25 protein-coding genes are annotated in these 24,703 nt (G+C 30.4%); 14 read left to right on the top strand and 11 right to left on the bottom strand.

Annotation, left to right across the window (positions count from 1 at the left end; translation table 11 throughout):
* Positions 1 to 67: 67 nt before the first annotated feature.
* Positions 68 to 712 (bottom strand): rhomboid family intramembrane serine protease, encoded by a 645-nt coding sequence (locus tag FHR24_RS06210; RefSeq protein ID WP_167185461.1) that lies wholly within the window; start codon positions 710 to 712, stop codon positions 68 to 70.
* 61 nt (positions 713 to 773) lie between these two features.
* On the opposite strand from FHR24_RS06210, the gene FHR24_RS06205 reads away from it, so the two are divergent.
* The 10 genes from FHR24_RS06205 (at position 774) to FHR24_RS06160 (ending at position 9,394) form a co-directional block, all read left to right on the top strand.
* The gene (locus FHR24_RS06205) at positions 774 to 1,688 is read left to right on the top strand and encodes a lysophospholipid acyltransferase family protein (protein ID WP_167185458.1); all 915 of its coding nucleotides are present in this window, start codon (positions 774 to 776) and stop codon (positions 1,686 to 1,688) included.
* A 2-nt stretch (positions 1,689 to 1,690) separates the two neighbouring features.
* Positions 1,691 to 2,536, top strand: coding sequence for a LytR/AlgR family response regulator transcription factor (locus FHR24_RS06200; RefSeq protein ID WP_167185455.1), 846 nt, complete (start codon positions 1,691 to 1,693; stop codon positions 2,534 to 2,536).
* 152 nt (positions 2,537 to 2,688) lie between these two features.
* The gene (locus FHR24_RS06195; protein ID WP_167185452.1) at positions 2,689 to 4,152 is read left to right on the top strand and encodes a phytoene desaturase family protein; all 1,464 of its coding nucleotides are present in this window, start codon (positions 2,689 to 2,691) and stop codon (positions 4,150 to 4,152) included.
* 2 nt (positions 4,153 to 4,154) lie between these two features.
* The gene (locus FHR24_RS06190; protein ID WP_167185449.1) at positions 4,155 to 4,991 is read left to right on the top strand and encodes a phytoene/squalene synthase family protein; all 837 of its coding nucleotides are present in this window, start codon (positions 4,155 to 4,157) and stop codon (positions 4,989 to 4,991) included.
* 1 nt (position 4,992) lies between these two features.
* Positions 4,993 to 5,454 (top strand): hypothetical protein, encoded by a 462-nt coding sequence (locus FHR24_RS06185; RefSeq protein WP_167185446.1) that lies wholly within the window; start codon positions 4,993 to 4,995, stop codon positions 5,452 to 5,454.
* A complete protein-coding gene (locus FHR24_RS06180) occupies positions 5,447 to 5,905 on the top strand; it encodes a sterol desaturase family protein (protein ID WP_167185443.1) in 459 nt (152 codons plus the stop codon). Before FHR24_RS06185 ends, FHR24_RS06180 begins: the two co-directional genes overlap by 8 nt.
* Positions 5,905 to 6,594, top strand: a complete 690-nt coding sequence (locus FHR24_RS06175; RefSeq protein ID WP_167185440.1) for a lycopene cyclase domain-containing protein — start codon at positions 5,905 to 5,907, stop codon at positions 6,592 to 6,594. The genes FHR24_RS06180 and FHR24_RS06175 overlap by 1 nt, the downstream gene beginning before the upstream one ends.
* A complete protein-coding gene (locus FHR24_RS06170) occupies positions 6,581 to 7,867 on the top strand; it encodes a cryptochrome/photolyase family protein (RefSeq protein ID WP_167185438.1) in 1,287 nt (428 codons plus the stop codon). The genes FHR24_RS06175 and FHR24_RS06170 overlap by 14 nt, the downstream gene beginning before the upstream one ends.
* Positions 7,868 to 7,870: 3 nt before the next feature.
* Positions 7,871 to 8,254 (top strand): alkyl hydroperoxide reductase, encoded by a 384-nt coding sequence (locus FHR24_RS06165; RefSeq protein WP_167185435.1) that lies wholly within the window; start codon positions 7,871 to 7,873, stop codon positions 8,252 to 8,254.
* A gap of 219 nt (positions 8,255 to 8,473) precedes the next feature.
* Positions 8,474 to 9,394, top strand: a complete 921-nt coding sequence (locus FHR24_RS06160; protein WP_167185432.1) for an SGNH/GDSL hydrolase family protein — start codon at positions 8,474 to 8,476, stop codon at positions 9,392 to 9,394.
* A 7-nt stretch (positions 9,395 to 9,401) separates the two neighbouring features.
* Here the strand turns inward: FHR24_RS06160 and FHR24_RS06155 are convergent, their stop codons facing one another.
* From FHR24_RS06155 to FHR24_RS06120, 8 genes are all read right to left on the bottom strand, one after another.
* On the bottom strand, positions 9,402 to 9,827 hold the full coding sequence (locus tag FHR24_RS06155) for a secondary thiamine-phosphate synthase enzyme YjbQ (RefSeq protein WP_167185429.1): 426 nt from the start codon (positions 9,825 to 9,827) through the stop codon (positions 9,402 to 9,404).
* A gap of 94 nt (positions 9,828 to 9,921) precedes the next feature.
* The gene (locus FHR24_RS06150) at positions 9,922 to 10,851 is read right to left on the bottom strand and encodes a hypothetical protein (protein ID WP_167185427.1); all 930 of its coding nucleotides are present in this window, start codon (positions 10,849 to 10,851) and stop codon (positions 9,922 to 9,924) included.
* A gap of 38 nt (positions 10,852 to 10,889) precedes the next feature.
* Positions 10,890 to 11,795 (bottom strand): hypothetical protein, encoded by a 906-nt coding sequence (locus tag FHR24_RS06145; protein WP_167185424.1) that lies wholly within the window; start codon positions 11,793 to 11,795, stop codon positions 10,890 to 10,892.
* Between the two features lie 179 nt (positions 11,796 to 11,974).
* A complete protein-coding gene (locus FHR24_RS06140; protein WP_167185420.1) occupies positions 11,975 to 12,910 on the bottom strand; it encodes a hypothetical protein in 936 nt (311 codons plus the stop codon).
* A gap of 100 nt (positions 12,911 to 13,010) precedes the next feature.
* The gene (locus FHR24_RS06135) at positions 13,011 to 13,748 is read right to left on the bottom strand and encodes a LytR/AlgR family response regulator transcription factor (protein WP_167185416.1); all 738 of its coding nucleotides are present in this window, start codon (positions 13,746 to 13,748) and stop codon (positions 13,011 to 13,013) included.
* Positions 13,748 to 14,632 carry a sensor histidine kinase gene (locus FHR24_RS06130; RefSeq protein WP_167185413.1) on the bottom strand — a complete coding sequence of 295 codons (885 nt, stop codon included), beginning with the start codon at positions 14,630 to 14,632 and terminating at the stop codon, positions 13,748 to 13,750. Before FHR24_RS06130 ends, FHR24_RS06135 begins: the two co-directional genes overlap by 1 nt.
* A gap of 355 nt (positions 14,633 to 14,987) precedes the next feature.
* A complete protein-coding gene (locus FHR24_RS06125) occupies positions 14,988 to 16,214 on the bottom strand; it encodes a sensor histidine kinase (RefSeq protein WP_167185411.1) in 1,227 nt (408 codons plus the stop codon).
* Between the two features lie 17 nt (positions 16,215 to 16,231).
* Positions 16,232 to 17,467, bottom strand: a complete 1,236-nt coding sequence (locus tag FHR24_RS06120; RefSeq protein ID WP_167185408.1) for a sensor histidine kinase — start codon at positions 17,465 to 17,467, stop codon at positions 16,232 to 16,234.
* A gap of 242 nt (positions 17,468 to 17,709) precedes the next feature.
* Between FHR24_RS06120 and FHR24_RS06115 the strand changes: the two genes are divergently transcribed.
* The 3 genes from FHR24_RS06115 to FHR24_RS06105 all read left to right on the top strand — a co-directional run bounded on the left by FHR24_RS06115 (position 17,710) and on the right by FHR24_RS06105 (position 20,540).
* Positions 17,710 to 19,680, top strand: coding sequence for a bifunctional metallophosphatase/5'-nucleotidase (locus FHR24_RS06115; RefSeq protein WP_167185405.1), 1,971 nt, complete (start codon positions 17,710 to 17,712; stop codon positions 19,678 to 19,680).
* A 223-nt stretch (positions 19,681 to 19,903) separates the two neighbouring features.
* Complete coding sequence (locus FHR24_RS06110; protein WP_208412289.1) at positions 19,904 to 20,287, top strand: Hsp20/alpha crystallin family protein; 384 nt, start codon at positions 19,904 to 19,906, stop codon at positions 20,285 to 20,287.
* Positions 20,288 to 20,339: 52 nt separating this feature from the next.
* Positions 20,340 to 20,540, top strand: a complete 201-nt coding sequence (locus tag FHR24_RS06105; protein ID WP_167185402.1) for a hypothetical protein — start codon at positions 20,340 to 20,342, stop codon at positions 20,538 to 20,540.
* Positions 20,541 to 20,597: 57 nt separating this feature from the next.
* Here FHR24_RS06105 and dnaK read toward each other — a convergent pair whose 3' ends face one another.
* The gene (gene dnaK, locus FHR24_RS06100) at positions 20,598 to 22,490 is read right to left on the bottom strand and encodes a molecular chaperone DnaK (protein ID WP_167185399.1); all 1,893 of its coding nucleotides are present in this window, start codon (positions 22,488 to 22,490) and stop codon (positions 20,598 to 20,600) included.
* Positions 22,491 to 22,638: 148 nt separating this feature from the next.
* Entirely contained in the window at positions 22,639 to 23,415 is a 777-nt protein-coding gene (locus FHR24_RS06095) for an AraC family transcriptional regulator (RefSeq protein ID WP_167185396.1), read from the bottom strand.
* Positions 23,416 to 23,481: 66 nt separating this feature from the next.
* Here FHR24_RS06095 and FHR24_RS06090 point away from each other — a divergent pair, with 66 nt between their 5' ends.
* The gene (locus tag FHR24_RS06090) at positions 23,482 to 24,702 is read left to right on the top strand and encodes an MFS transporter (protein WP_167185393.1); all 1,221 of its coding nucleotides are present in this window, start codon (positions 23,482 to 23,484) and stop codon (positions 24,700 to 24,702) included.
* The last annotated feature ends 1 nt before the right edge of the window (position 24,703 follow it).

Raw genomic sequence — 24,703 nt, 5'->3', positions numbered from 1 at the left:
TCTTTATTTTGAACGGCAAAAATAGGATTTAAAAGTGACCTAAACCAACAATACAGTTCTGAATTATTTATTGAAATAAGTTCTTTTTTTGCAATACAATTAATACAACAATAGGAACTGCCAATAATAATGTTTGTAATGAATGCACCTGCAACACACTAGGCATAAACACTATAGAAAGAACATAACCTGCAACAGCACCGCCTAAATGAGCTGTATGACCTATATTCCCAACCTGATTTTTCATTCCGTAAATAGAGTAAAACAAGTACCCTATTCCAAAAACATATCCTTTAATAGCTATGGGCAGTGGAAAAATATACAAAGACATGTCTGGAAATAACACAATACTTGCATACACAATTCCTGTAACTGCTCCAGAGGCTCCTACTGCGGTGTAGTAACTTTCTGATTTATGAATTAACAAAGACAAATAATTACCTGCCAACAAACTTAATCCGTAAATAATAAGGTATTGTAGGGGGCTAAAATAATTCAACACAGTTTCCGAAAACAAGTACAAGGCAAACATATTAAAACCCAAATGCATATAGTCTGCATGTAAAAAACCCGAAGAAAACAATCGGTATTTCTCTCCTCTTTGCACAGCTAACACACTGAATTTATACTTATTAAAAAACACAAGATCTTTAAAGCCTTGTATGCTAAACAATACATTGGCTACGATTAAGGCTATTGATATAAATTTCATTTTAATTGATTTAGTTTTGTCCGATATATATCCGATATTTGCTCTTACCTATTTATAAAAAATGAATAAAGACAAAATAACATTTTGGATTTTATATCCTATTATTTTTCTAATATCAAAATTACCACTTTGGATATTATATGGAGTATCAAATATCATCTATTATTTTATTTACTACATATTTGGTTACAGAAAAAAAGTTATAAAAAAGAATTTAAAGCTTTGTTTCCCTAACAAATCAGATAAAGAACGACTACAAATAGAAAAAAAATCTTACAGACATTTTGTTGATATTTTTATAGAAATGTTAAAAGGGTTTAGCATTCCACAAAAAGAATTAGACCGCAGATACAAATACGTAAATCCTGAGATTTTTAAAGAAATTGAAAGTTTAGACAAAAGCGTAATTCTTTTAGGAGCACACCAAGGGAACTGGGAATGGCTTTTTAACATTAACAACCACACCAATTTAAAATGTTTTGGTGCTTATACAGAGGTAGAAAATCCTTATTTTGATAAATACGTAAAAGAAAACAGAGGTCGATTTGGTTCTCATTTTATTCCTACCTACCAAACCATTCCTACTATTATTTCTAATCACAAAAAGGGTATAAAATCTATGTATGGTTTGCTTAGCGATCAATCTCCTAGACCTAGCAAAACACATTATTGGGCTCCTATTTTTGGAAACCTAGTTCCTATTCATACAGGTGCAGAAATGTTAGCTTCTCGTTTTGATTTTGCTGTAATTTACATGCATGTAGAAATGCCCAAACGTGGTCATTACGAAATTACTTTTGAACTAATTTCTAAAGCTCCGGAAAGAACAGATAAATATCCGCTAACAGATCTTTATTGGAAAAAATTAGAAAGAGATATTACTGCCAATCCAGAAATTTATTTTTGGACTCACAACAGGTTTAAACACATGAAAAAAGACGGTAGTACCGAAAAAATATATGTTAAAAAGAAATAAACATGGTAGAACAATTTAAAACATGGTGCAACAAACCTTATTTTTTAATTGATAATACATCAATTAAACTAACCATGGTTTTAGGTGTTGGATTGTTTACTTATTTATTTTTATTCATCTTTCAACCCTATGGAATTGAGCGAATAGTTAAGACTAATCACTTTTTAATTGCAGGTTACGGAGCTTTGGTAAGTGTAAGTTTATTTATTAGCTATTTTGTTTTACCCAAACTTTTCCCGTTTTACTTTAGCGTTAAAAGTTGGACGGTTCAAAAAGAAGCTTTATTCCTACTTATTTCTTTTATTATTATTAGTAGCAGTAATTATTTTTATCATACTATATACGTAGCGCAGTATTTACCTAATTTTTCTTTTTTAAGATTTGTTTCTGTTGTATTTTCTATTGGAGTATTCCCTGTGTTTTTTATCATTTTTATGATAGAACGTTATTTGTACAGAAAGCATAATATTCCTACACAAAAAATTATAGAAACTATTAGAAAAGAAAGAAAGGAACTAATAGAGATTCCATCAGACAATTTAAAAGAAGCTCCTTTAGTTTTAGATATTGACTCTATTATATACGCACAATCTAACAACAACTACACAACTATCTTTTTTATAGAAAACAAAAAAAAAAAAAAAGAACTCATTCGTATTACTTTAAAAAAAGTAGCTATTATTTTAGAAAAGTATCCTCAATTTGTAAGATGCCATCGTTCCTATTTAGTTAATAAAGATGAAATTTTTAAAGTGGAAGGAAACGCTAGATCTCTACAAGTATATTTAAAACAAACGGACGATATACTTCCTGTTTCTAGATCTTTTCCCAAAGAACAATTACTGTAACAAGCAACCAATTCACCCATTTTTAGTGTTGTAAATAGTCCAATCATCCCACCAATCACAAATACTACCAAACCACCCCTTTTTTTAGTTCTGTACAAATCCTATTTGTAATATTGTTCTTAGATAACGAATAAACGATTATATTTATGAGTATGAACAAGAAAAAGGTAATCATAATTGGTGCAGGATTTTCATCCTTATCTGCTAGTTGTTATTTGACTAAAATGGGATATGATGTCACCATTTTAGAAAAAAACAGTCATGTAGGAGGTAGAGCGCAACAACTAAAAAAAGAAGGTTATGTTTTTGATATGGGACCTACTTTTTATTGGATGCCAGATGTATTTGATAAGTTTTTTTCCGATTTTGGAAAAGAAACTTCAGACTATTATCAAATTACAAAACTAGATCCTGGATATCAAGTTTATTCAGATATTGAAAATTCCATTTGCATTGCTGCTAATTTTGATACCATTGTAAATACTTTTGAAGAAAAAGAAAAAGGTGCCGGAAAAGCTTTGCAAAAGTTTATTGCAGATGCCGAAGAAAACTACAATTTAGCCATTAAAGATTTGGTGTATCAACCTGGAGAAAATGTTTTTGAAATTATTACACCCAAAACAGCTTTAAAAGTAGGAGCTTTTTTTAGCAATATAAAATCGCAAGTTGCCAAACATCTTAAAAATCCAGAGTTAAAACAAATTTTAGAATTCCCAGTATTATTCTTAGGAGCCAAACCAGAAACTACTCCTGGTTTTTACAACTTTATGAATTATGCCGATTTTAAATTAGGAACCTGGCATCCTAACAAAGGAATGCATCAAGTTGCTGTGGGAATGGCCAATTTGGCAAAAGAATTGGGAGTTAAAATTTTATGTAATAAAGACATTACCAATATCAACCTAAAAGACAATAAGGTTACTTCTGTTACCACAAACAATAAAACCTATACTTGTGATATTTTATTAAGTGGTGCAGATTATCATTTTACAGAAACATTGCTACCCAAGCAGTTTAGACAATATTCTGAAAACTATTGGGACAAAAAAACCTTTGCTCCTTCTGCCCTATTATTTTTTGTGGCTTTTGATAAAAAAATAGAAAATGTATCACATCACACCTTGTTTTTTGATACCGATTTTTCAGCACATTCAAAATCTATATACGATACTCCCGAATGGCCAGAAAAACCATTATTCTACGCAAGTTTCCCTAGTATTACAGATGCTTATTTTGCACCAGAAGGAAAAGAAGCAGGTACATTTTTAATTCCTATTGCACCCGGATTAGAAGATACTCCAAAAATTAGAGAAACTTATTTTAATATTATCATAGAAAGATTAGAAAAAATAACAAACCAAAGCATTGCTCCTTTCGTACATTTTAAAGAGAGTTATTGTGTAAACGATTTTAAAGAGCAATTTAATTCCTATAAAGGAAATGCCTACGGTTTGGCAAATACCTTATTACAAACACATATTTTAAGACCTAAATTAAAAAGTAAAAAAATTAACAATTTATATTTTACAGGACAATTAACGGTACCCGGACCTGGAGTGCCACCTGCCATTATTTCGGGTGAAATTGTAAGTACTTTAATCAACAAAAATCAGTAATTATGAAAGCACTTTTTGACAGTACCAGCTACCAATGCAGCCAATTGATTACCAAAAGTTACAGTACCTCATTTTCTATGGGTATTTTACTATTTAAACCTACTATAAGACCTGCTATATATGCCATTTACGGTTTTGTTCGCTATGCCGATGAGATTGTAGATACCTTTATGGACTATCCGCAAAAAATATTATTAAACGAATTTGAAGAAGAGTACCATAAATCTTTAGATAGAAAAATTAGTTTAAACCCTATTTTAAATGCATTTCAAGAAGTAGTTCATCGTTATGATTTGCAGCCATTTGTAAAAGACTTTTTAAAAAGTATGCGACGTGATTTGTCTCAAACCACTTATGCCTCTCAACAAGACTATGAAGCTTATATTTATGGTTCTGCAGATGTTGTGGGTTTAATGTGTTTGCGTGTTTTTGTAAACAATGATGAAGAAAAATACCAAGAGCTTAAGCCTTATGCGATGAAATTAGGTTCAGCTTTTCAGAAAGTAAATTTTTTAAGGGATTTAAAAGATGACATTGAAGGTTTAGATAGGTCCTACTTTCCTAACTTAACTAGTTTCCCCATGGATGCACAAACCAAACAGGATATTATTTTAGATATAGAAAATGATTTTGAAGAAGCTTTAATCGGAATTAAAAAATTGCCTTTAGAAAGTAAAATGGGAGTTTATTTGGCTTATAAATATTATTTAAAACTGCTACATAAACTTAAAGCAACTACTAGTGAACAGATTATGAATGAAAGAATTCGTGTGTCTAATCCAACAAAAATTTTAATTTTAATGAGAGCTTACACAAAGTACTCATTAAGATTGGTCTAGTATGAAAAATGTTGTTTTTTTCCTTTTGTTGTCATTAAATCTACAAGCACAAAATTGTAGCGAATTGCCTAAAATTAGAGCTATTTTTCAGGCGGGTGTAAATGAGGAACAATTAGAAGACATGCTTCTTTTATGTAAAAAATCTACCTGTGACAAAACAACACCCTACCACGCTGCAGCAACCATGAAAAAAGCAGAATTTGTTTGGTCTCCAATTAGCAAGTTGAGTAACTTTAACAAAGGAAAAAAAATGCTAGAAAACTTTATTGATAAAAACAATAAAAACATAGAAGCTAGATACATTAGGTGGCTCACTCAAAAGATGGCTCCTAGCTTTTTAAATTACAATAGTTCTATTGATAAAGATTATGCTTTTATCATCCAAAATATTGATGAAAGTAATATTGAAAAAAGTTATCAAAAAACGATTTTAAATCACCTAAAAAAAATACAGAATGAATAGTGTAGCTATATATATTTTAACCACCGTTGCTACATTTTTAGTAATGGAATGTATTACTTGGTGTACACACAAATTTGTAATGCATGGATTTTTATGGTATTTGCATGAAGATCATCATCAACCCAAATACCAAGGTGTGTTTGAAAAAAACGATGCCTTTTTTGTGATTTTTGCCATTCCCAGTATTGCCTTATTTTATTATGGAATTCATCCGCAACTTAACTTTTTGTTTTTTATTGGTTTGGGAATTTTATTTTACGGAATTGCCTACTTCTTAGTCCATGATATTATTATTCACCAACGTTTTAATTGGTTTAAAAACATTAAAAATCCATACATAAAATCGTTACGAAAAGCTCACAAAGTACATCACAAACATTTAGGTAAAGAAGAAGGAGAATGTTTTGGAATGTTGTACGTTCCTATTAAATATTTTAAACAATATTTTTAATGCAATACACATATTTATTAATAGATTTAGGTTGTTTGCTTATTCCTTTTTTGTGTAGTTTTTATAAAAAACATCCATTTTATAAGGAATGGAAACCTTTTTTTATAAGCTGTATTGTAGTCGCTACTTTTTTTTTAGTGTGGGATGAAATTTTCACCAAACTCGGTTTCTGGGGATTTAATCCAGATTATTTAACTGGAGTTTATGTTGGTCATTTACCTATTGAAGAAATCTTGTTTTTTATTTGCATTCCCTATGCCTGTTCTTTTACTTTTTTTGCTTTTCAGTACTTACTAAAAAACAAACAACACAGTATTCGTCTAAAAAAAACAAATTATATTTTAGCTTTGTTTTTATTAGGTTTAAGTATTTTAAACTACAATAGATGGTATACTTTTTTAACCTTTTTGTTTTTGGGAATCTTTTTATTGTACCTACATGCTAAAAAAATAAATCTGTTCTATTATTACTTAGCCTTTGCTACTATTTTACCTTTTTTCTTTATCAGTAACGGAATTTTAACGGGGAGTTTTTTAAAAGCTCCAATAGTTTGGTACAACAATACAGAAAATTTAGGAATTAGAATGTTTACCATTCCTGTAGAAGATACTTTTTACGGTATGTTGTTAATTTTTAGCAACCTTTATTTACATCAATACTTTAAACAAAAATTAAATGCAGAAAGTTAATATTTTTTGGTTTAGAAGAGATTTACGTTTGTTTGACAATACAGCTTTAAACAAGGCCTTGGCTTCTGATTTTCCTGTATTGCCTATTTTTATTTTTGACGATGCTATTTTAGAGTTTTTAGAAAAAGACGATGCACGAGTAAATTTTATTTATAATTGTTTGTCTAAAATTAATCAGCAATTAAAAGAACAAAACAGTGGTTTGTTGGTGTTAAAAGGAAAAACTTTAGAGGTTTGGGAGGATCTCTTTAAAGAATATGATATTCAGAACATTTATACCAACAAAGATTACGAACCTTATGCGTTGGAAAGGGATAGAAACGTTTATAAATTAGCCAAAGAGCACAAGGCTGAATTTCATCGTTTTAAAGACCAAGTAATTTTTGAAGAAGGTGAAATTGTAAAAGCCGACGGAAAACCTTATACCATTTATACTCCATTTAAGAACAAGTGGTTGGCTGCTTTTAAAAAATTAGAATTAATTACAGAAAAGGGTAACTTTCAAAATTTAATTCAGCACCATTTAGAAATTCCATCCTTAGAAGAAATTGGTTTTAAAACCTCAACCCTACAAGTTTCTGATTTTAATCCTACAAAAATTAAAAACTATGGAGATTATAGAGATTTTCCTGCTATAGACCACACCACGCATATTGGACCCCATTTACGTTTTGGAACCGTAAGTATTAGACAAATAATTTTGGACTTGCCAGAGCAGAGTGATGTTTATTTAAGTGAATTGATTTGGAGAGAATTTTTTATGCAGATTCTATTCCATTTTCCTAAAGTAAAGAACCATAATTTTAAGTCTAAATACGATGTAATTCCTTGGCGTAATAACGAAGAGGATTTTAAAAAATGGTGCAACGGACAAACTGGATATCCGCTAGTAGATGCAGGTATGCGTGAATTGAATGCTACCGGACACATGCATAACAGAGTACGTATGATTACTGCCGGATTTTTATGCAAACATTTATTGATTGATTGGCAATGGGGAGAAGCTTATTTTGCCGAAAAACTATTGGACTACGAACTAGCTGCTAACAACGGAAATTGGCAATGGGCTGCAGGAACAGGTTGCGATGCTGCTCCATATTTTAGAGTCTTTAATCCTACCACACAAATACAACGGTTTGATAAAGATTTGATCTACATAAAAAAATGGATTCCAGAATTAAACGAATTATCTTACCCAAAACCTATAGTAGACCATAAATTTGCTAGAGAAAGAGCCATAGAAACGTATAAAAAAGCACTTCAAAGTATATAACACATGAAAACAATTTTAAAACTAGCCGCTATTTATAATATTCTTTGGGGAACTTGGGTGGTTTTATTCCCCAATCATTTTTTTGATTTGGTAGGCATGGAGCGTTTAAACCTACCTATGATTTGGCAAGGTATGGGAATGATTGTTGGAGTTTACGGAATTGGTTATTGGCTAGCATCTTACAATCCTATGAAACATTGGCCTATTGTAGTTGTCGGTTTTTTGGGTAAAATTTTTGGCCCTATTGGATTTGTAGGAAATTACATACAAGGTATTGTTCCTTTTGAGTTTTTTTACACCCTAATTTTTAATGATTTAATCTGGTGGATTCCTTTTGGATATATTATCTACAAAGTACATACAGATTACAAATGGAAACTTTCTTAACTTTTTTTAAAGAAATCAAGATGTAAGTTTTTAGTCATTTTTAGACTCTTAAACAACAATCTTTTAAGTATGACTAGAAAGCAAAAAGTTATTATTATTCTTATATCACTTATTAACTTGTATGTTATGATTACTCAACTAATTTCTAACTACAATCTTTAAGTCTTATTTTCTAAAAATAGTTTTGATTACATTTATAACTTCCTAAGATGAAATCAAATGAAAAAATTAAATTTCCTATTCTTATTTATAAGTATATCTCTAACCGCTCAAACGGTTTATAAAATACCTACAGATGCCAAACGCATTTTATTTTTAGGAAACAGCATTACTTACCAAGGAGATTATATTAGTTATCTAGAAACCATTCTAACTTTAGAAAATCCATCCATAAAAAGAGAGTACATTAATGTTGGTTTGCCAAGCGAAACAGTTTCAGGTTTGTCAGAACCCGATCATGCTAAAGGGAAATTTCCTCGTCCGGATTTAAGAGAAAGGCTCAAAAGAATATTAGACAAAACTCAACCCGATTTTATATTTGCTAGCTATGGAATAAATGATGGTATTTATATGCCTTTTGATGAAAAACGTTTTAAAAAATATAAAAAAGGAATGATGTGGTTAAATCATCAAATAACCAAACGTAATATTCCCGTTATTTATTTAACTCCTATCCCCTATGATAAAATTACCAATGCTGCTTATAGCAACGTAATGGACATTTATGCCAATTGGTTAATGAGTCTAAAATACACAAACCATTGGAAAGTAATTGATGTGCACCAAGGAATGAAGAACCAATTACTAAACGAGAGAAAAACAAATCCTGATTTTATGTTTACCCGTGATGGAATTCATCCCAAACCACAGGGACACTGGATTATGACTCAACAAATTTTATCAGGATTGGGAATTCATACGTTTACCAACTTTACAACCTTTAACAAAGCGTTGCTAAAATACAATAACGGAAATAGTATTTTTAAACTTGTAGATGAGAGACAAATTTTAATGAAAGATGCTTGGTTAACTTATACTGGACATAAACGACCTAATATGAATGTTGGTATTCCTATAAATGAAGCTCAAGAAAACTACCTTAAGACAGAACATAAAATTAAGTTTTTATTAAACCAATAAGACGTGTTTAAAAAGTTCCAAAAACTGTAACTACAAGAATTCTTGCACCTCCGTAATTTCTGTGCTCTCCTAAATAAATTCCTTGCCAAATACCTAAATTTAATTTTCCGTTGGTAATAGGGATAGTAACAGAGCAACCTAACATAGATGCTTTTATGTGAGCAGGCATATCATCACTACCTTCGTAATTATGTTGATAATACGGCATATCTTCTGGAATCATTTTGTTAATATGGGTTTCAAAATCTAAACGTACTGTAGGATCTGCATTTTCGTTTATGGTTAAACTGGCAGAGGTATGCTTAATAAACACCTGTAATTGTCCCGTTTTAATTTTAGATATTTCGGGAATAGCCACTACTATTTCATCTGTAACTAGATGATAGCCTCTTTTTTTTGCTTGTAACTTAATTTCTTTTTGATAAAACTGCATCTCTCCTTTTTTACAAATATAAATGTAAAAAAGGTCTTTGAATATTTAAATTCAAAGACCTTTTTAAGTTTTACTACTTAATTAAATTCAATCTCTAATCTAGTTCGCGTATAATACCTTTACCTGCCACTATCTCTAAAGGAACTAATGGAGATTGTGATACTACTTCATCACTACTATTGATCATTTCTAAACGGACCCAATAATCACCTACTGATACTCCTGTTGATTTAGCACTATTCATTACATCGTGATTGTAATAACGGGTACTTGTATTGTCATCATAAATTGTATTAGCGTAAAATACTTCTCGTTTTTTTACTAAAGATTTATCACTTTTGTTTAAGAAAACCAAATATGGAGTTTCTGTACTTTTTACATCTAATCTTTTCTGGTTTCTACCTACAAAATTTAGAGTATAATTTTGATCCTCTGTAATACTGGTTACATATCCAATACTACCTGTTAGTTGTATTGCTATTGAAGTTGCTAATTTTGAACTATTAACATCTAAAATTCTATACGGTTGGGTATTATCTGAATAATTTTCTACCGAGATTTCATTTTCACTCTGCACTTCTATTAGAGTTACGTCATAAAAATCTACATCCATTTTTAAATTATCAACATCAAATTTAATTACGGTACCAGTACTACTATCTATAGATTCTGAAACTGCACTTGTTTTAGATTTTCTTTCTTCTACCTCTTCTGTTTCTTCTACTTCAAAGGCTTCATAAACTTTACCATATTGTTTCCCTGTAAATTTTAATTTATAATCATAGGTAGCATCGTAATCTTCTATAGTTACTTGGGCTGTAGCTGTTATATCATACGTTTCTGTTGTGTTTGTCTCATCAGAAACTCTAGGATAACCTTGCCCAGATTTCTCTTTTAGTGTTGCTTTTGTCGCTTTTATTGCTTCTGGTTCTTTAACCGGTTCTATGTCATTAGAATTAGAGCTACATGCAAAAAGCAAGGTTGTTGCTAAAGCGGTTATTAGTGTTTTTTGTTTTAATTTCATGTTTTGTTTTTTTTTGATTTATAAATTTTCTGCAGGTTCTACTTAATTTTAAATTTTTGATAAGGAGATGATTTTATGATAGTACCTGAAGCGTTTAACTCTTCCATTCTTATTAAATAATCACCGGCAACAACTCCTATTCTTTCTGGACTTAAGTATATTAAATAGGTATAATAAGCTTGCCCTCCATTAGTAGAAGTAGATGAATATCTACTTGGAGATTGTGTAGACTTTATCAATGACTTATCTGACGGTTTGTAAAAAGCCAATCGTTGTGTATTCCCTGGTATTATAAATGCTTTTGCTTTAGATAATTTATAAGTTTCTAGTTTTAATCCATATCCTTTAGGATGTCCTGTACTAGAAATAGCTCCACTAGTATCTGATGCTCTTATGGTCGTGTAAAAGTCATCACTTCCTTGATCTATAAATCTTATTTCGGTACTATTTGTACTCGTATTGTTTTCTAAACTTAATTCATTTCCACTATCTACTTCTATCAATTTAGCGGTGTAAAAATCTGATAACATTTCTAAACCAGACAAATCTACCCCAACTGTTGTGTTAGAAACCGAAGGTGAAACATTGTTAATACTCGTATTTTTTTCGGCTTCTATATTTTTAATATTTACATAATATACATTGTCTGTATAGCTCCCTTTTAGTTTTAATTGATACTTATAAGAATTTTTGTAATTCTCTATAGTTAGCGTAGTGCTTGTTTCACTAGAAATATCTAAATCTAGCGTTGTAAAATTAAATTGATCGTCAGAATTTACAACAACTCCAGAAATAGTCACCTTAGTAGCTTCTATATCTTTAGAACCAACTGAAAAACTTCCATCTGTATTTACTATGTCTGGTTGTTCTTCTATACTATCAGATGTAGCACAACTCATCAATACAAATAAAATTAGTAGTGTGCTTTTAAATAAAATTTTCATGTTTTGTTTTTTGATTATTTCTAAACAAAAATGAGTTTTATCTATCTATATATTGATGGATTATTTCCTAAACAGCATATATTATTTCCCAAGTATTAGCCATATACTATAACATAAAAAACCTCTACAGAACAATATCTATAAAGGTTTAAAACAAAAACTATTAAATTAAAATAATGCTATTTACTTTTATCTACAAGGAATCCTCCCTTTGTAAGTTTTGTGATTTGTATTTTTTGAAACAGTCCATTTCTATATCCTGTATCATTTGCATCAATGGTACTTGTTCTTTCTTCTAATCGTAGCAAATACGTTCCATCTTCTGTGATTAAATCATCAACCTTAGATGCTTGAAATTTATAAGAATAAGTTCCTTGTGTAGCACCATTGGATCCATTTGAAGAAACATATCCTATTTTACTTCCGTCTACATTATAGATACCTAACACAACACCTATTCCATTAATGTAGTTTACAATAGTAGGTCGTACTCTAAAACTGGCATGTGTATTTAAATTTAATTCAGACAATTTAGCCCATGCATCACTTTCTAGCTGAGTTCCACTTAAAAAATTAGTTGCATCACTATCTACAACAACATAAGTTGCATTGTCTATACCCGCTACACTTAATTCTGTATTACTTTCTTTTTCTAGAATAACAACAGTATATGTATCTGGTTCCATATCTAAAGCAGTAATATCTGCTTGTAGTTTAGGTGTTGTTACTATAGGTTCTGTAGGAGCAACAAGTGCTGCTAAAATTTCTCCAACTTCTTTTCCTGCATCAACTTTTGGGGTAGGCTCTGTTAAACTTAATGTATATTCTTCATTGAAATTTTCTCCTGTTAGTTTTAATTCGTAGTTATAATCTTCATTATATCCATTTACTTCTATAACAGGTGTATATTTAAAGTCGTACTCGTTGTCCGATCTAACTCCATCAAAAACTAAAAAACCTGCACTTGTAATACTTTTATCTAGGTATACAGGTTCTGGTTCCTCTGTAATAATATCTTCTACTTCCGTATCACTTTTAGTACAGCTTACCAATGCTAGGGAAAAACCTAAAACACAAGTTATGATTGCTTTACAAAATAAATCTATCTTTTTCATTTTTAATTGATTTAGTTAATTTTCATCAAAAATGATATTTTAATAAAGGTTTATATTTAGATAGTTTCCCAAGAGTCAATTCTTGTTTCCAAACACATTTTTAGTTGTTTAGGTAGGCCTCTGTTTGCTCTTTATATGTTTTTCCTACAGGGATTTCTTTATTGTTAATAATTAAATTTTTATCGGACTTAGAATAAGAGGTTACTTTGTCTAAATTTGCCAACCACGACCTGTGTATACGTTTAAAATTACAGTTTTCAAAAAACAACTCTTCGTAATGACTTAATTTTTTAGAAGCTGTATATTTTTTTCCTTGATGAGTATAAATGTGACTATACATTCTATCTGCTTCTATGTACAAAATATCATCAACGTTAATAATTACATAATCACTTTTATAGGGAATTGAAATTTTAGATAACTTTTTTTGGTTAGACGACAAGGTCTTAAGTCTCTTTTGAAAGCCTAACAATCCTAACTGATTTTTAAGTTTTGTGGTCACCTCTAACAATCGGTCAATATCTATAGGTTTTAGTAAATAATCCAAAGCAGATACTTCAAAAGCTTTGATTGCATATTGATCATACGCAGTAATAAATACGATTTGAAAATTAATTTCATCGAACTCTTTTATCAACTGAAACCCATTTTTTTGAGGCATTTCTATGTCTAAAAAAACCACATCAGGTTTTAGTTTTTTAATACTAACAACAGCCTCATTCACATTACAGCAAGTATTTACCACCGTAATATCTGGACAAAAATTTTCTATTAAATAATTTAAATTTTCTCTAGCACTTAACTCATCATCAACTATAATTGCTTTGGTCTTTTTCATTATTTTAGTGTGTATGGTATTTTAACAACTACTTGGGTTCCTTTGGCTACAGCAATATATTCAAAACCAATATCTGTTTTATAATAATCTTTTAACAAGGCCAACCTTTCTTTAATTGCATTGGTAGAAAAAGATGTGTGTTCTATTTTATTTTGAATATTAATCTCTTTGCATTTTTGAACTCCCACTCCATTGTCTGTTATAATACATTCAAAAACTTCTTTTTGCTTAAATTCTATATGAAGTTGTTTTTGCCCGTTTACTTTATGCAGCAAGCCGTGTTTGATGGCATTTTCTACAAACGGCTGAATAATCATAGATGGAATTTTAAGATCATCAACCAAATTACCTCCTGTTATTTTATACGAAAAATCGTTTCTAAATCTTAACTTTTCTAATTCTAGATATTTTTTTAACAACGAATTTTCCTCATCAAAAGAAACAAAACTTTTTTCGCTCATGTTTAAATTATCTCTTACCATTTCCGAAAACTTAGACAAGTATTGATACGCATTGTGTTTATCTCCTTTTAAGACCATACTCTGTATTGAGTTCATGGCATTAAACATAAAATGAGGATTCATTTGTGCTTTTAAAGATTTTAATTGCAAATGAGCCAATTCTCCTTTTTGTGTTTTTTCTAATTTTTGATAAGCTATTTCTAACTGTTCTTCACTTTTTTGATTTAACTTTTTAAAGTAATAAAACAAATAAAACCCTGCTATAAAAAGAGACGTTACCACAGGATCTTTTAACAAAACAACTGCTCTTATGTATTGGTTTACTGTTATTTGTTCTAACATCCACAAATCGCTCCATGCATAAGTTAACAAGCAAAGAGCTAAAAAAAAGTACGATGGAACATTGCTTTTATACAAACTCATAACCACCATAGGTAAAAAAATAAAATAACATATTGTATAAGGACTAAAGGTGATGACAAAAGACAAAATGTAAAAAATAATAAAAGACAACGTTATGTATAAAACTCTACTTAGATTAAATTGATTTATTTTATTTAGAAAAATCAAAAAAGACAAAACACACAAAGAAACGGTATGTATTCCTATATCTTTTAGTTGATTTGGCGGATTAAAAAGAAGATCTAATAAAATAAAAAAAAGGCTTAAATGCATCCATATAACAATATATGTATTTAACAAAGCAATCTTTTTTTTCACTAAATTATCGGCTGTATGCCGTTGTCCTATATTGATTATTCTTCTATAAAAATTCATTTTACTTTATTGTTTCGTATGGAATTTTTACAGAACATATTGTTTTATTGTTTTTAACAGTATACTCAAAACCAATGTTTATTTTATAAAACTCTTTTAACAATTCTAAATGTTGACTCATGCTTTCTACCGAAAAAGAAGCTTGTTCTTTTAATACTTCTTGTTGATTTAAAAACATCTCATTCACCAGAATTCCATTATCTATAATAGTACAAGTAATGAATTTATTATTTTGATAAAATTGAATATCTATATCTTTAACCCCTTCTGTTTTATGAAACATTCTATGCAAAGAATTTTCTATAAAAGGCTGAATAATCATAGAAGGTATTTTAAGGTGAGCTACTACATTTCCTTTTTCTAAAACATAGTTTAAAGAATTTTTAAATCTTAGTTTTTCTAATTCTAAATACTTTTGTAATAAAGAAAATTCGTCTTCAAAAAACACATAGGTTTTCTCACTCATTCTTAAATTTTCCCTTATTACCGCAGAAAACTTAGACAAATAAGTATATGTATCCATTGTATTTCCTTTAATCACCAAATTCTGAACAGAATTCATTGTATTAAACATAAAATGAGGATTCATTCTACCTCTTAACAGTTTTAACTGCAAATTGGCCAATTCATTTTTTTTAGTCTCTTCTAGTTTTTTATACGTTTCCTTTAGCTCTTTCTCGTTATCTGTATTTATTTTCTTAAAATAATTAACCAATAAATACACACAAGTAAACAATCCAAATACAGCAAACGGATCTAATTTATTTACGACCGATTCAGGATACACTACAATTATATAATAAGGAATAAAAAATAAAAACAAACTAAATAAAGTTACAATAGCAGGGATTGTATTTTTATTAAAAAGTGTTAACGCAATTCCGGGTACAAATACATAATAATACTCGCTATAAGATTGTGGTAATAAAGCTATAGAAAACATAAAAACGGCAAACAATACAATTGCCAACCATAAAGTTGTAGCCAAATAATATTTTTGATGTTTGTTTAAAAATAAAATTACAATCATAAACAATAACAACACCAAATAACACAGGATTATTTTAGAAGTAATAATACCTGTAATAGTATCACCAATAGGCATTATTACTACAAAATGAAGTGTTATAAGAACATAAATATTTAATAATTTTATTTTCTTATTTTCTAAAGATGAATAATGAGACTGCTGCCCAATGTCTAAAAAAAATTGATATAACTTTCTCAAAATAGTCTGTTTAAAAATTAACTAGGCTCTGTTACATAAGGGATTTTAACCTCTACTTTTGTCCCTACACTTGTTGGTAAATAGGTAAAACCAATATCTGTTTTATAAAAATCTGTTAAAAAAATCAACCTTTGTTGTATAGCTCTGGTAGAAAAAGAATCTTGTTTACTTTCATTCTCTTCATTTATTTTTTTAGAAGCTTTTACTCCTACTCCATTATCTGTAATAACACATACCAACACTTCTTTTTCTAATTTAAAAACTACTTCTAATTTTTTAACTCCATCCACTTTATGTAACAAACCATGCTTGATAGAATTCTCTATAAAAGGCTGAATAATCATAGCAGGAATTTTAATACTCTCTATTGTATTGGCTCCAATAATTTTATATTTAAAAGAATCTTTAAACCTTAATTTTTCTAACTCTAAATATTTTTTAAGCAACGATAATTCCTCTTTAAATAGCACAAAACTTTTTTCACTCATGTTTAAATTCTCTCGTATCATTAAAGAAAATTTTGTCAAATAATTATACGCTTCATTTCTATCTCCTTTTAATACCAAATTCTGAATAGAATTCATAGCATTAAACATAAAATGAGGATTCATTTGAGCTTTTAACGATTTTAGCTGTAAATGAGCAACCTCACTTTTTTTTGATTCTGTTAAAGATTCATAGGCTAAAGACAACTTTTTTTCATTTGCTAGGTTTAATTTTTTAAAATAACTCACCAAAAAATAAACTGCTAAAAACAATCCAAAAACGGCAGGCACTTCAATTCTATCTGCATACTCTTTAGGATACACTTTTATAAAAAAATAAGGCGTTAAAAAACCAATAAAACTGAATCCTGTACAAATAATAGGAACCGTTTTTTTGTCGTAAAGAGACAAACTAATCCCCGATAAAATAATAAAGTAATACTCCATATAAGTCCCTGGCAATATATACAAAGAGAATGCTGTAAAGTTTACAAACGCAGTTAACAACCAAAAAAATCTCGCTATTATAAACTGATGAAAGCGATTTAATACAACCACTACCCCCAAAGCTAAAAAAGTACAAATATGGGCTAGTGTTGTTTTTAAAACAAAAATTCCAAAAATAAAATCTGCTATTGGAAAGACTAAAACAAAGTAAACCCAAATTAAAGCATAGGTATTTAAAAGTTCTATCTTTTTGTTATGAGTATCAGAATAGCTTTCACAAATTCCTTGTTTAATTATTTTTCTATTGATCAATTTTATCATAACAAGAATTAATGTAACAAATTAAACAAAACCAACACAAGATTCCTAATTAGCTTCCCTAGTAGTCTTTTTAATTTCCCAACGGCAATGTAAAAACAAAAAATCATGTTTATTGTTTTACTTTACAATAAGTAAACATTACACTTGTACAAATCGTTTTTTCATGTTACAATAACTTTGTAATAATACTGTACAGGTTCACAACAAGATAAATTTGCAGCTACACAAAACATAAAATTATCATGAAAAAATTAATCTGTGCTATTGCTGTAGCATTTGCTCTTTACAGTTGTGATGAAGAGATTAAAGAAGTAGAAAAAATTGTAGAAGTTGATGCTTCTGTACAAGCAAAACTAGAAAATTCTGCTTTTGTTTTACAATTATTACATTATGCAGATGTTGATGGCGATGAAGAAATTGCCTTAAACAGCATCAACCAATTTGCTACAATGATAAAACATTTTCAAAATGATGTACTTTTTTCTGAAAACACATTAACCGTAAACTCTGGAGATATTATTATTCCTGGACCACGTTACAACACTGCAGAAGAAAGCGTAATTAGAGCTATGACGGGTAGTGATGAACCTGGACATATAGACATTGCTTTCGCAAACGCTTTTGGTGTAGATGCAGCCGTAATTGGTAATCACGAATTAGATCAAGGTCCTGGAGAATTGGCAGATGCAATTTCTTCTGAATCTAAAAACGATGTTACTTTTTCTGGCTCTAACTTTCCATACTTAGCAACCAATATTGATTTTTCTGGAGAATCTGATTTTACAGTAGGTACAGATGGTGCCGAAACAAATACATTAGGAACTCAAGTTGCAAAATATGCAGTTAAAACAATTAAAGGAGAAAAAATAGGTATTGTAGGTGCTGCTTCTCCAACATTTCCTAAAATTACCTCTGTAGGAAACTTAGTATTTTCTCCGGGTGTTGAATTTACAAACGAACAATTGGCTGCAGAAATTCAAACCTCTGTAAATACTTTAAAAGGTATGGGAATTAACAAAATAGTTTTGTTAGCACACATGCAACAAATTTCTGTAGAAAAAGCTTTAGCTGAATTGTTAACAGATGTAGATATTATTGTTGCTGGTGGATCTAACACCAGAATGGGAGATGAAAACGATATTCTATTCCAAACAGATACTGCTTTTGACGAAGAATATCCTTACACTGCTACCAACCCTAACGACGAACCTGTATTGGTTGTAAATGTAGATGGAGATTACAAATACTTAGGTAGATTAATTGTTGGTTTTGATGAAAATGGTGTTATTGATACCGAAACTTTAAGTACTATTTACAATGGTGTTTATCCATCTAACAACAACGGAGTTTCTGATTTAGAAGATGCTGTAAGCGATTTAATAGACGAACAATTTTCTAACGTGATTGGATACTCTAACGTATTTTTAGACGGAAGAAGAGAACAAGTAAGAACCGAAGAAACAAACTTAGGAAACATGTCAGCAGATGCAAACTTATGGTATGCAAACTTGTTGTCTCCAGAACCGGTTGATATCTCTATTAAAAATGGAGGTGGAATTAGAGCTGCCATGGGACAAATTGTAGTAGCTCCTGATGGAACAACTACTTTATTACCATCTGCTGATAAAACAATTTCTGAAGGACATTTAAGAGCTGCTTTTAAATTTGACAACGGATTGGTAAGATTAACCGTTACTGCTGCTGAATTAAAAGATTTATTAGAGCATGGTTTTGCTGCTTCTGCAAATGGAGCTACTCCAGGTCAATTTCCACAAGTTGCAGGAATGGTTGTAGAATACGATACTTCTAAAACAGCAAGAACCACAAAGGGAACCGGAAACAGAGTACAAAAATTATCTATTGGACAAGATTTAGTTGTTGATGGAGGAAACATTCAAGGATCATCTACTAGAACTTTTAACTTAGTTACCTTAAACTTTTTAGCTAACGGAGGTGACTTGTATCCTTTTTCAGAATTATCTGCTCCAAACAGAATCAACTTTTACGAAGGTGCTGGTTTTGGAGAAGACACTGCATACCCTGGAGCAATTTTAACAAACGATCCTAACAACAATTCTGCGTTTAGTTATACAGGAGGTGAGCAAGATGCCATTGCAGAATATATGTTAGAGCTACACGCTTCTGCAGAAACTGCATATGATGTTGAAGAAACTACTATTGATAACGATACTAGAATTATTAAATTGAACTAGAACGACACAATAATTTTACTTTTTAACCTAAAACCAGTGGACTACTCCACTGGTTTTTTTGTGTCTTATTTTTCCTTATTCTGACATTTTTTCTATTTCAAAATGTCATTTTTTCATTCAAAAAGCATCGGCATATCTTTTGTTTCCATTTTTTTAAAACAGATTATTTAACTTAAAATAATATATTATGTCACTAACAAAATTTTAAAATTCGTATCCAGACTTGTTTGATCGTTTTTTAAACGATGATGTTTTAAACAGTCCAAACAAACATTTTTCTAAAACCAGCACAACCATTCCGTTGGTAAATGTTTCTGAAAACAATGATGAATTTTCTATTGAAATGGCCATTCCCGGTTGCAAAAAAGAAGATTTTAAAATTGAAGTTAATAACGGAGTTTTGACTATTTCATCAGAAAAGAAAGAAACTACCGAAAATACTCAAAATCAGAATTATACGTTTAAGGAATACAGCTACCAATCTTTTAGCAGGTCTTTTACTTTATCTGATGCCATAGATAGCTATACTGATGGAGTTTTAAAAATAGCCATTCCTAAAAAAGAAGAAGCCAAACCAAAATCTATAAAGGTGATTGATGTAAAGTAAATTACAAACCGAGTTTTACTCGGTTTTTTATGTGTATTTAAATTTTAAAGCTATGATAGAATTACAAAAACATGTATTAAACCAAGTGCACCATAACAAAGAGTTATTTATTAAAGAGTTGATAAAATCTAAAAAATGGTTGTCTTATACCGAACAAGAAAATTTAAAAGAGTGGTTGTTGCAATCTAAATTTCAAAAATACCATCAAATTATTGAAGCCACACTCTCTCCAAATTACCAAATAGCCTCTTAACACAAAAAACCGCTTCAGTTGCCTGAAGCGGTTTTTAATATATTAAAAAGTAGTTAATTATTTAACTTCTTCAAAGTCTACATCTTCAACATCGTCTCCTCCGTTAGAAGCTGTAGCAGGCTCACCTTGTTGTGCTCCAGCATCACCTTGAGCAGCCGCTTGAAATTCAGCAGCAGCACCTTGTAAAGCAGTATTTAACTTTTCAATAGCAGGATCAATTCCTTCTATGTTTTGAGAAGCATGAGCTGCTTTCAATTCAGTTAAAGCAGCATCAATAGGAGCTTTTTTATCTTCTGGTAATTTACCTTCTACTTCTTTTAATTGATTTTCTGTTTGGAAAATCATTTGATCAGCAGCATTTAATTTTTCTGCAGTTTCTTTTGCTTTTGCATCAGCTTCAGCATTTGCTTCAGCATCAGCTTTCATTGCAGCAATTTCTTCTTCTGACAATCCTGAAGAAGCTTCAATCTTAATTTCTTGAGATTTGTTTGTTGCTTTATCAATTGCAGAAACTTTAATAATTCCGTTTGCATCAATATCAAAAACTACTTCAATTTGAGGAGCTCCTCTTTGTGCTGGTGGAATATCAGTTAATTGGAAACGACCAATTGTTTTGTTATCTGCAGCCATGGCTCTTTCTCCTTGTAATACGTGAATATCTACAGAAGGCTGGTTGTCTACTGCTGTAGAAAACACCTGAGATTTTTTAGTAGGAATGGTTGTATTCGCTTCAATTAATTTAGTGAATACGTTCCCCATAGTTTCAATACCTAAAGATAAAGGAGTAACGTCTAATAACAATACATCTTTAACATCTCCAGATAAAACTCCACCTTGAATAGCTGCTCCAATTGCAACAACCTCATCAGGGTTTACACCTTTATTAGGCTCTTTTCCAAAAAACGCTTTTACTTTTTCTTGAATTACAGGAATACGAGTAGATCCTCCAACTAAAATTACTTCATCAATATCAGAAATATCTAAATCTGCATCTTGTAATGCTTTTTTAACAGGTTCCATAGAACGAACTACCAATTCTGAAGCTAATTGCTCAAACTTAGCACGTGTTAATGTTTTTACCAAGTGCTTAGGTCCTGCAGCAGTTGCAGTAACATATGGCAAGTTAATTTCTGTTTGTGCAGAAGAAGATAATTCAACTTTTGCTTTTTCAGCAGCTTCTTTTAAACGTTGTAAAGCCATTGGGTCTAAACGCAAGTCTACATCTTCTGCAGCTTTAAATTCGTCAGCCAACCAGTCAATAATTACCTCATCAAAGTTATCTCCACCTAAGTGAGTATCTCCGTTTGTAGATAATACTTCAAAAACTCCGTCTCCAATTTCTAAGATAGAAATATCAAATGTACCTCCACCTAAATCGTAAACAGCAATTTTTTGATCTGTTCCTTTTTTATCAATACCATAAGCTAATGCCGCAGCAGTAGGCTCATTAATAATACGTTGTACTTTTAATCCTGCAATTTCTCCAGCTTCTTTTGTAGCTTGACGTTGTGCATCGTTAAAATATGCAGGAACTGTAATTACAGCTTCTGTTACTGCTTGTCCTAAATAGTCTTCAGCAGTTTTTTTCATTTTTTGCAAAGTCATTGCAGAAACTTCTTGTGGCGTATATAAACGTCCATCAATATCAATACGAGGTGTATCGTTGTCTCCTTTTACCACTTTGTAAGGTACTCTAGAGATTTCATCTGCACATTCAGAAAACTTATTCCCCATAAAACGCTTTACCGAAGCAATTGTTTTTGTTGGGTTAGTTACTGCTTGTCTTTTTGCAGGATCTCCTACTTTACGCTCTCCTCCTTCTACAAAGGCAACAATAGATGGTGTTGTTCTTTTTCCTTCAGCATTAGGAATTACTACAGGATCATTTCCTTCCATTACAGAAACACATGAATTTGTAGTTCCTAAGTCAATTCCAATAATCTTACTCATAATTATATTATTTAATAACGTTGTTGATTCATTTTTACACTTTCTATTAGTCAATATGTGTGCCATGCCTTGGCAGGTTCTAAATTGTCAGAAAGTTATGACAGGGTGTCAGAAAAAGAGTATTATAATTCTATATAACAGATAGTATTTAAATATAATTGGCGGGAGTTTTTCCTAAGTTTTTCTTAAACATGTATATAAAAGCGCTTGGGGTTTCGTAACCTAAATCAATAGCAATTTCTTTAACCGATTGTTTTTCTCCTAATTTCTTAATGGCTTCTAACAACTTAAAACGAATGCACCAGTTACTGTAATTCATTCCTAACTCTTTTACAAACAATCTTGATAAAGTTCTAGTACTTATGTTAACGTGGTTTGCATAATAATCAATAGTATATTTATTAGACAAATCCATCATTAAAAGATTTACTACTTTTTTAAGTTTAGGATGATTACTTGTAGGTAAAAAGGTTAAACTGGGTTTAACTAAAGCCAATTCATCTAAAAAAACAGCGATAATTCTTTTTTGCTGATTTGTAGCTAACTTATTATTAAAAGAAATAATTTTAAATAACAACTCTTTTAAAAAAATAGAGATGTCAAAAGCCAAACTATCAAAGGGTAATGTATTTGCTACTGAAGGGTCTATAAAAGCACTAAATAAATTAACATCTTTCTGAAAAAAAACTTGATGCTCTTCCCCTCCTGGAATCCACAATCCTTGCAATGGGTTTACCATCCAGATTTGATGATTAGTAACAACTTTCATTACACCATTAGTAGCGTAAATTAATTGTGCCCTTGGATGCGAATGTGTTAAACAGACCGCATCGGTAATTAATTCTGAATATCCTGTAACAGGAAGGTTAGAGTTTAATTGAAAACCAAGCTCTACTACTGGGTATGTCTGATAATCATTATTCATTGTCTAAATATAGTAATTTAGACACCATTATTTATATGCAACTTTGCTATGATCAAATAAATAAAAATGAATCTTCAAAAACAATCAACTAACACCATAGAACTTCCTTTTAACACTGCTAACAAAACAGTATATGCTATTCTGTTTACCATTAGTTTTTCTCATTTTATAAATGATTTATTACAGGCTGTAATCCCAGCTGTATACCCTATGCTTAAAGATAAATTTCAGCTAAGTTTCTCTCAAATTGGCTTAATTACACTTACTTATCAAATAATTGCCTCTATTTTACAACCCTTTATAGGAATGTATACAGACAAAAAATCAAAGCCTTATTCTTTAATTATAGGTATGAGTTTTACACTTGTAGGCTTATTACTTGTTTCTATAGCATCTAGCTTTACGTCTTTATTATTTTCTGTAAGCTTAATAGGAATCGGTTCCTCTATATTTCATCCAGAATCATCCAGAATAGCCCACTTGGCATCTGGCGGAAAAAAAGGGTTGGCACAGTCTATTTTTCAACTTGGAGGAAATGCTGGAACAGCCTTTGGACCTTTACTAGCAGCTTGGATAGTAATTCCTAACGGTCAACAACACATTATATGGTTTTGTTTCATTGCTTTTATTGGAATCATAGTACTCAAAAAAATTGCGGTATGGTATGGAAATCATTTGGAGTTAAAACGCAACAATAAATCTAAAATACAAGAACCAGTATTTCATTATTTATCTAAAAAAAGAGTACGACTGTCATTAGCTATATTATTAGTTTTAATTTTCTCTAAATATTTTTACTTGTCAAGCATGACTAGTTATTACACCTTTTTTTTAATTGAAAAATTCCAGTTATCAATTCAGGAAGCTCAAATATATTTATTTATTTTCTTAGGTGCTGTTGCTCTAGGAACATTATTAGGAGGTCCTTTAGGTGATAAATTTGGAAGAAAATATGTAATTTGGATTTCTATTTTGGGGGTTGCTCCCTTTACAATGCTACTACCATATGCATCTTTGTTTTGGGTAGGGATTCTTACCGTAATTATTGGAGTTATATTGGCCTCTGCATTTTCTGCAATTTTAGTATATGCTACAGAATTACTACCTGGAAAAGTAGGTATGGTAGCAGGTCTTTTTTTTGGATTTGCTTTTGGAATTGCAGGAATAGGATCTGCAATTTTAGGAAAATTAGCAGATATGACAAGTATCTATTATGTTTTTCAAATTTGTGCATTTCTACCTTTAATTGGTGTTCTAACAGGATTTTTACCCAATATTAAAAAGTAAA

The sequence above is a fragment of the Wenyingzhuangia heitensis genome, from assembly GCF_011762155.1.
Classification (GTDB): domain Bacteria; phylum Bacteroidota; class Bacteroidia; order Flavobacteriales; family Flavobacteriaceae; genus Wenyingzhuangia; species Wenyingzhuangia heitensis.
The sequence above is the reverse complement of the archived record's forward strand: the minus strand, read 5'-3'. Positions and strand labels throughout refer to the sequence as shown.

Bases quoted from the DNA above. Each gene is read 5' to 3' on its own strand.
- FHR24_RS06145 (WP_167185424.1), bottom strand. From the start codon at position 11,795: ATGAAAATTTTATTTAAAAGCACACTACTAATTTTATTTGTATTGATG.
- FHR24_RS06140 (WP_167185420.1), bottom strand. From the start codon at position 12,910: ATGAAAAAGATAGATTTATTTTGTAAAGCAATCATAACTTGTGTTTTA.
- FHR24_RS06150 (WP_167185427.1), bottom strand. From the start codon at position 10,851: ATGAAATTAAAACAAAAAACACTAATAACCGCTTTAGCAACAACCTTG.
- FHR24_RS06195 (WP_167185452.1), top strand. From the start codon at position 2,689: ATGAACAAGAAAAAGGTAATCATAATTGGTGCAGGATTTTCATCCTTA.
- FHR24_RS06190 (WP_167185449.1), top strand. From the start codon at position 4,155: ATGAAAGCACTTTTTGACAGTACCAGCTACCAATGCAGCCAATTGATT.
- dnaK (WP_167185399.1), bottom strand. From the start codon at position 22,490: ATGAGTAAGATTATTGGAATTGACTTAGGAACTACAAATTCATGTGTT.
- FHR24_RS06115 (WP_167185405.1), top strand. From the start codon at position 17,710: ATGAAAAAATTAATCTGTGCTATTGCTGTAGCATTTGCTCTTTACAGT.
- FHR24_RS06170 (WP_167185438.1), top strand. From the start codon at position 6,581: ATGCAGAAAGTTAATATTTTTTGGTTTAGAAGAGATTTACGTTTGTTT.
- FHR24_RS06095 (WP_167185396.1), bottom strand. From the start codon at position 23,415: ATGAATAATGATTATCAGACATACCCAGTAGTAGAGCTTGGTTTTCAA.
- FHR24_RS06180 (WP_167185443.1), top strand. From the start codon at position 5,447: ATGAATAGTGTAGCTATATATATTTTAACCACCGTTGCTACATTTTTA.
- FHR24_RS06120 (WP_167185408.1), bottom strand. From the start codon at position 17,467: ATGATAAAATTGATCAATAGAAAAATAATTAAACAAGGAATTTGTGAA.
- FHR24_RS06210 (WP_167185461.1), bottom strand. From the start codon at position 712: ATGAAATTTATATCAATAGCCTTAATCGTAGCCAATGTATTGTTTAGC.
- FHR24_RS06155 (WP_167185429.1), bottom strand. From the start codon at position 9,827: ATGCAGTTTTATCAAAAAGAAATTAAGTTACAAGCAAAAAAAAGAGGC.
- FHR24_RS06185 (WP_167185446.1), top strand. From the start codon at position 4,993: ATGAAAAATGTTGTTTTTTTCCTTTTGTTGTCATTAAATCTACAAGCA.
- FHR24_RS06160 (WP_167185432.1), top strand. From the start codon at position 8,474: ATGAAAAAATTAAATTTCCTATTCTTATTTATAAGTATATCTCTAACC.
- FHR24_RS06200 (WP_167185455.1), top strand. From the start codon at position 1,691: ATGGTAGAACAATTTAAAACATGGTGCAACAAACCTTATTTTTTAATT.
- FHR24_RS06165 (WP_167185435.1), top strand. From the start codon at position 7,871: ATGAAAACAATTTTAAAACTAGCCGCTATTTATAATATTCTTTGGGGA.
- FHR24_RS06130 (WP_167185413.1), bottom strand. From the start codon at position 14,632: ATGAGTTTGTATAAAAGCAATGTTCCATCGTACTTTTTTTTAGCTCTT.
- FHR24_RS06205 (WP_167185458.1), top strand. From the start codon at position 774: ATGAATAAAGACAAAATAACATTTTGGATTTTATATCCTATTATTTTT.
- FHR24_RS06090 (WP_167185393.1), top strand. From the start codon at position 23,482: ATGAATCTTCAAAAACAATCAACTAACACCATAGAACTTCCTTTTAAC.
- FHR24_RS06135 (WP_167185416.1), bottom strand. From the start codon at position 13,748: ATGAAAAAGACCAAAGCAATTATAGTTGATGATGAGTTAAGTGCTAGA.
- FHR24_RS06105 (WP_167185402.1), top strand. From the start codon at position 20,340: ATGATAGAATTACAAAAACATGTATTAAACCAAGTGCACCATAACAAA.
- FHR24_RS06175 (WP_167185440.1), top strand. From the start codon at position 5,905: ATGCAATACACATATTTATTAATAGATTTAGGTTGTTTGCTTATTCCT.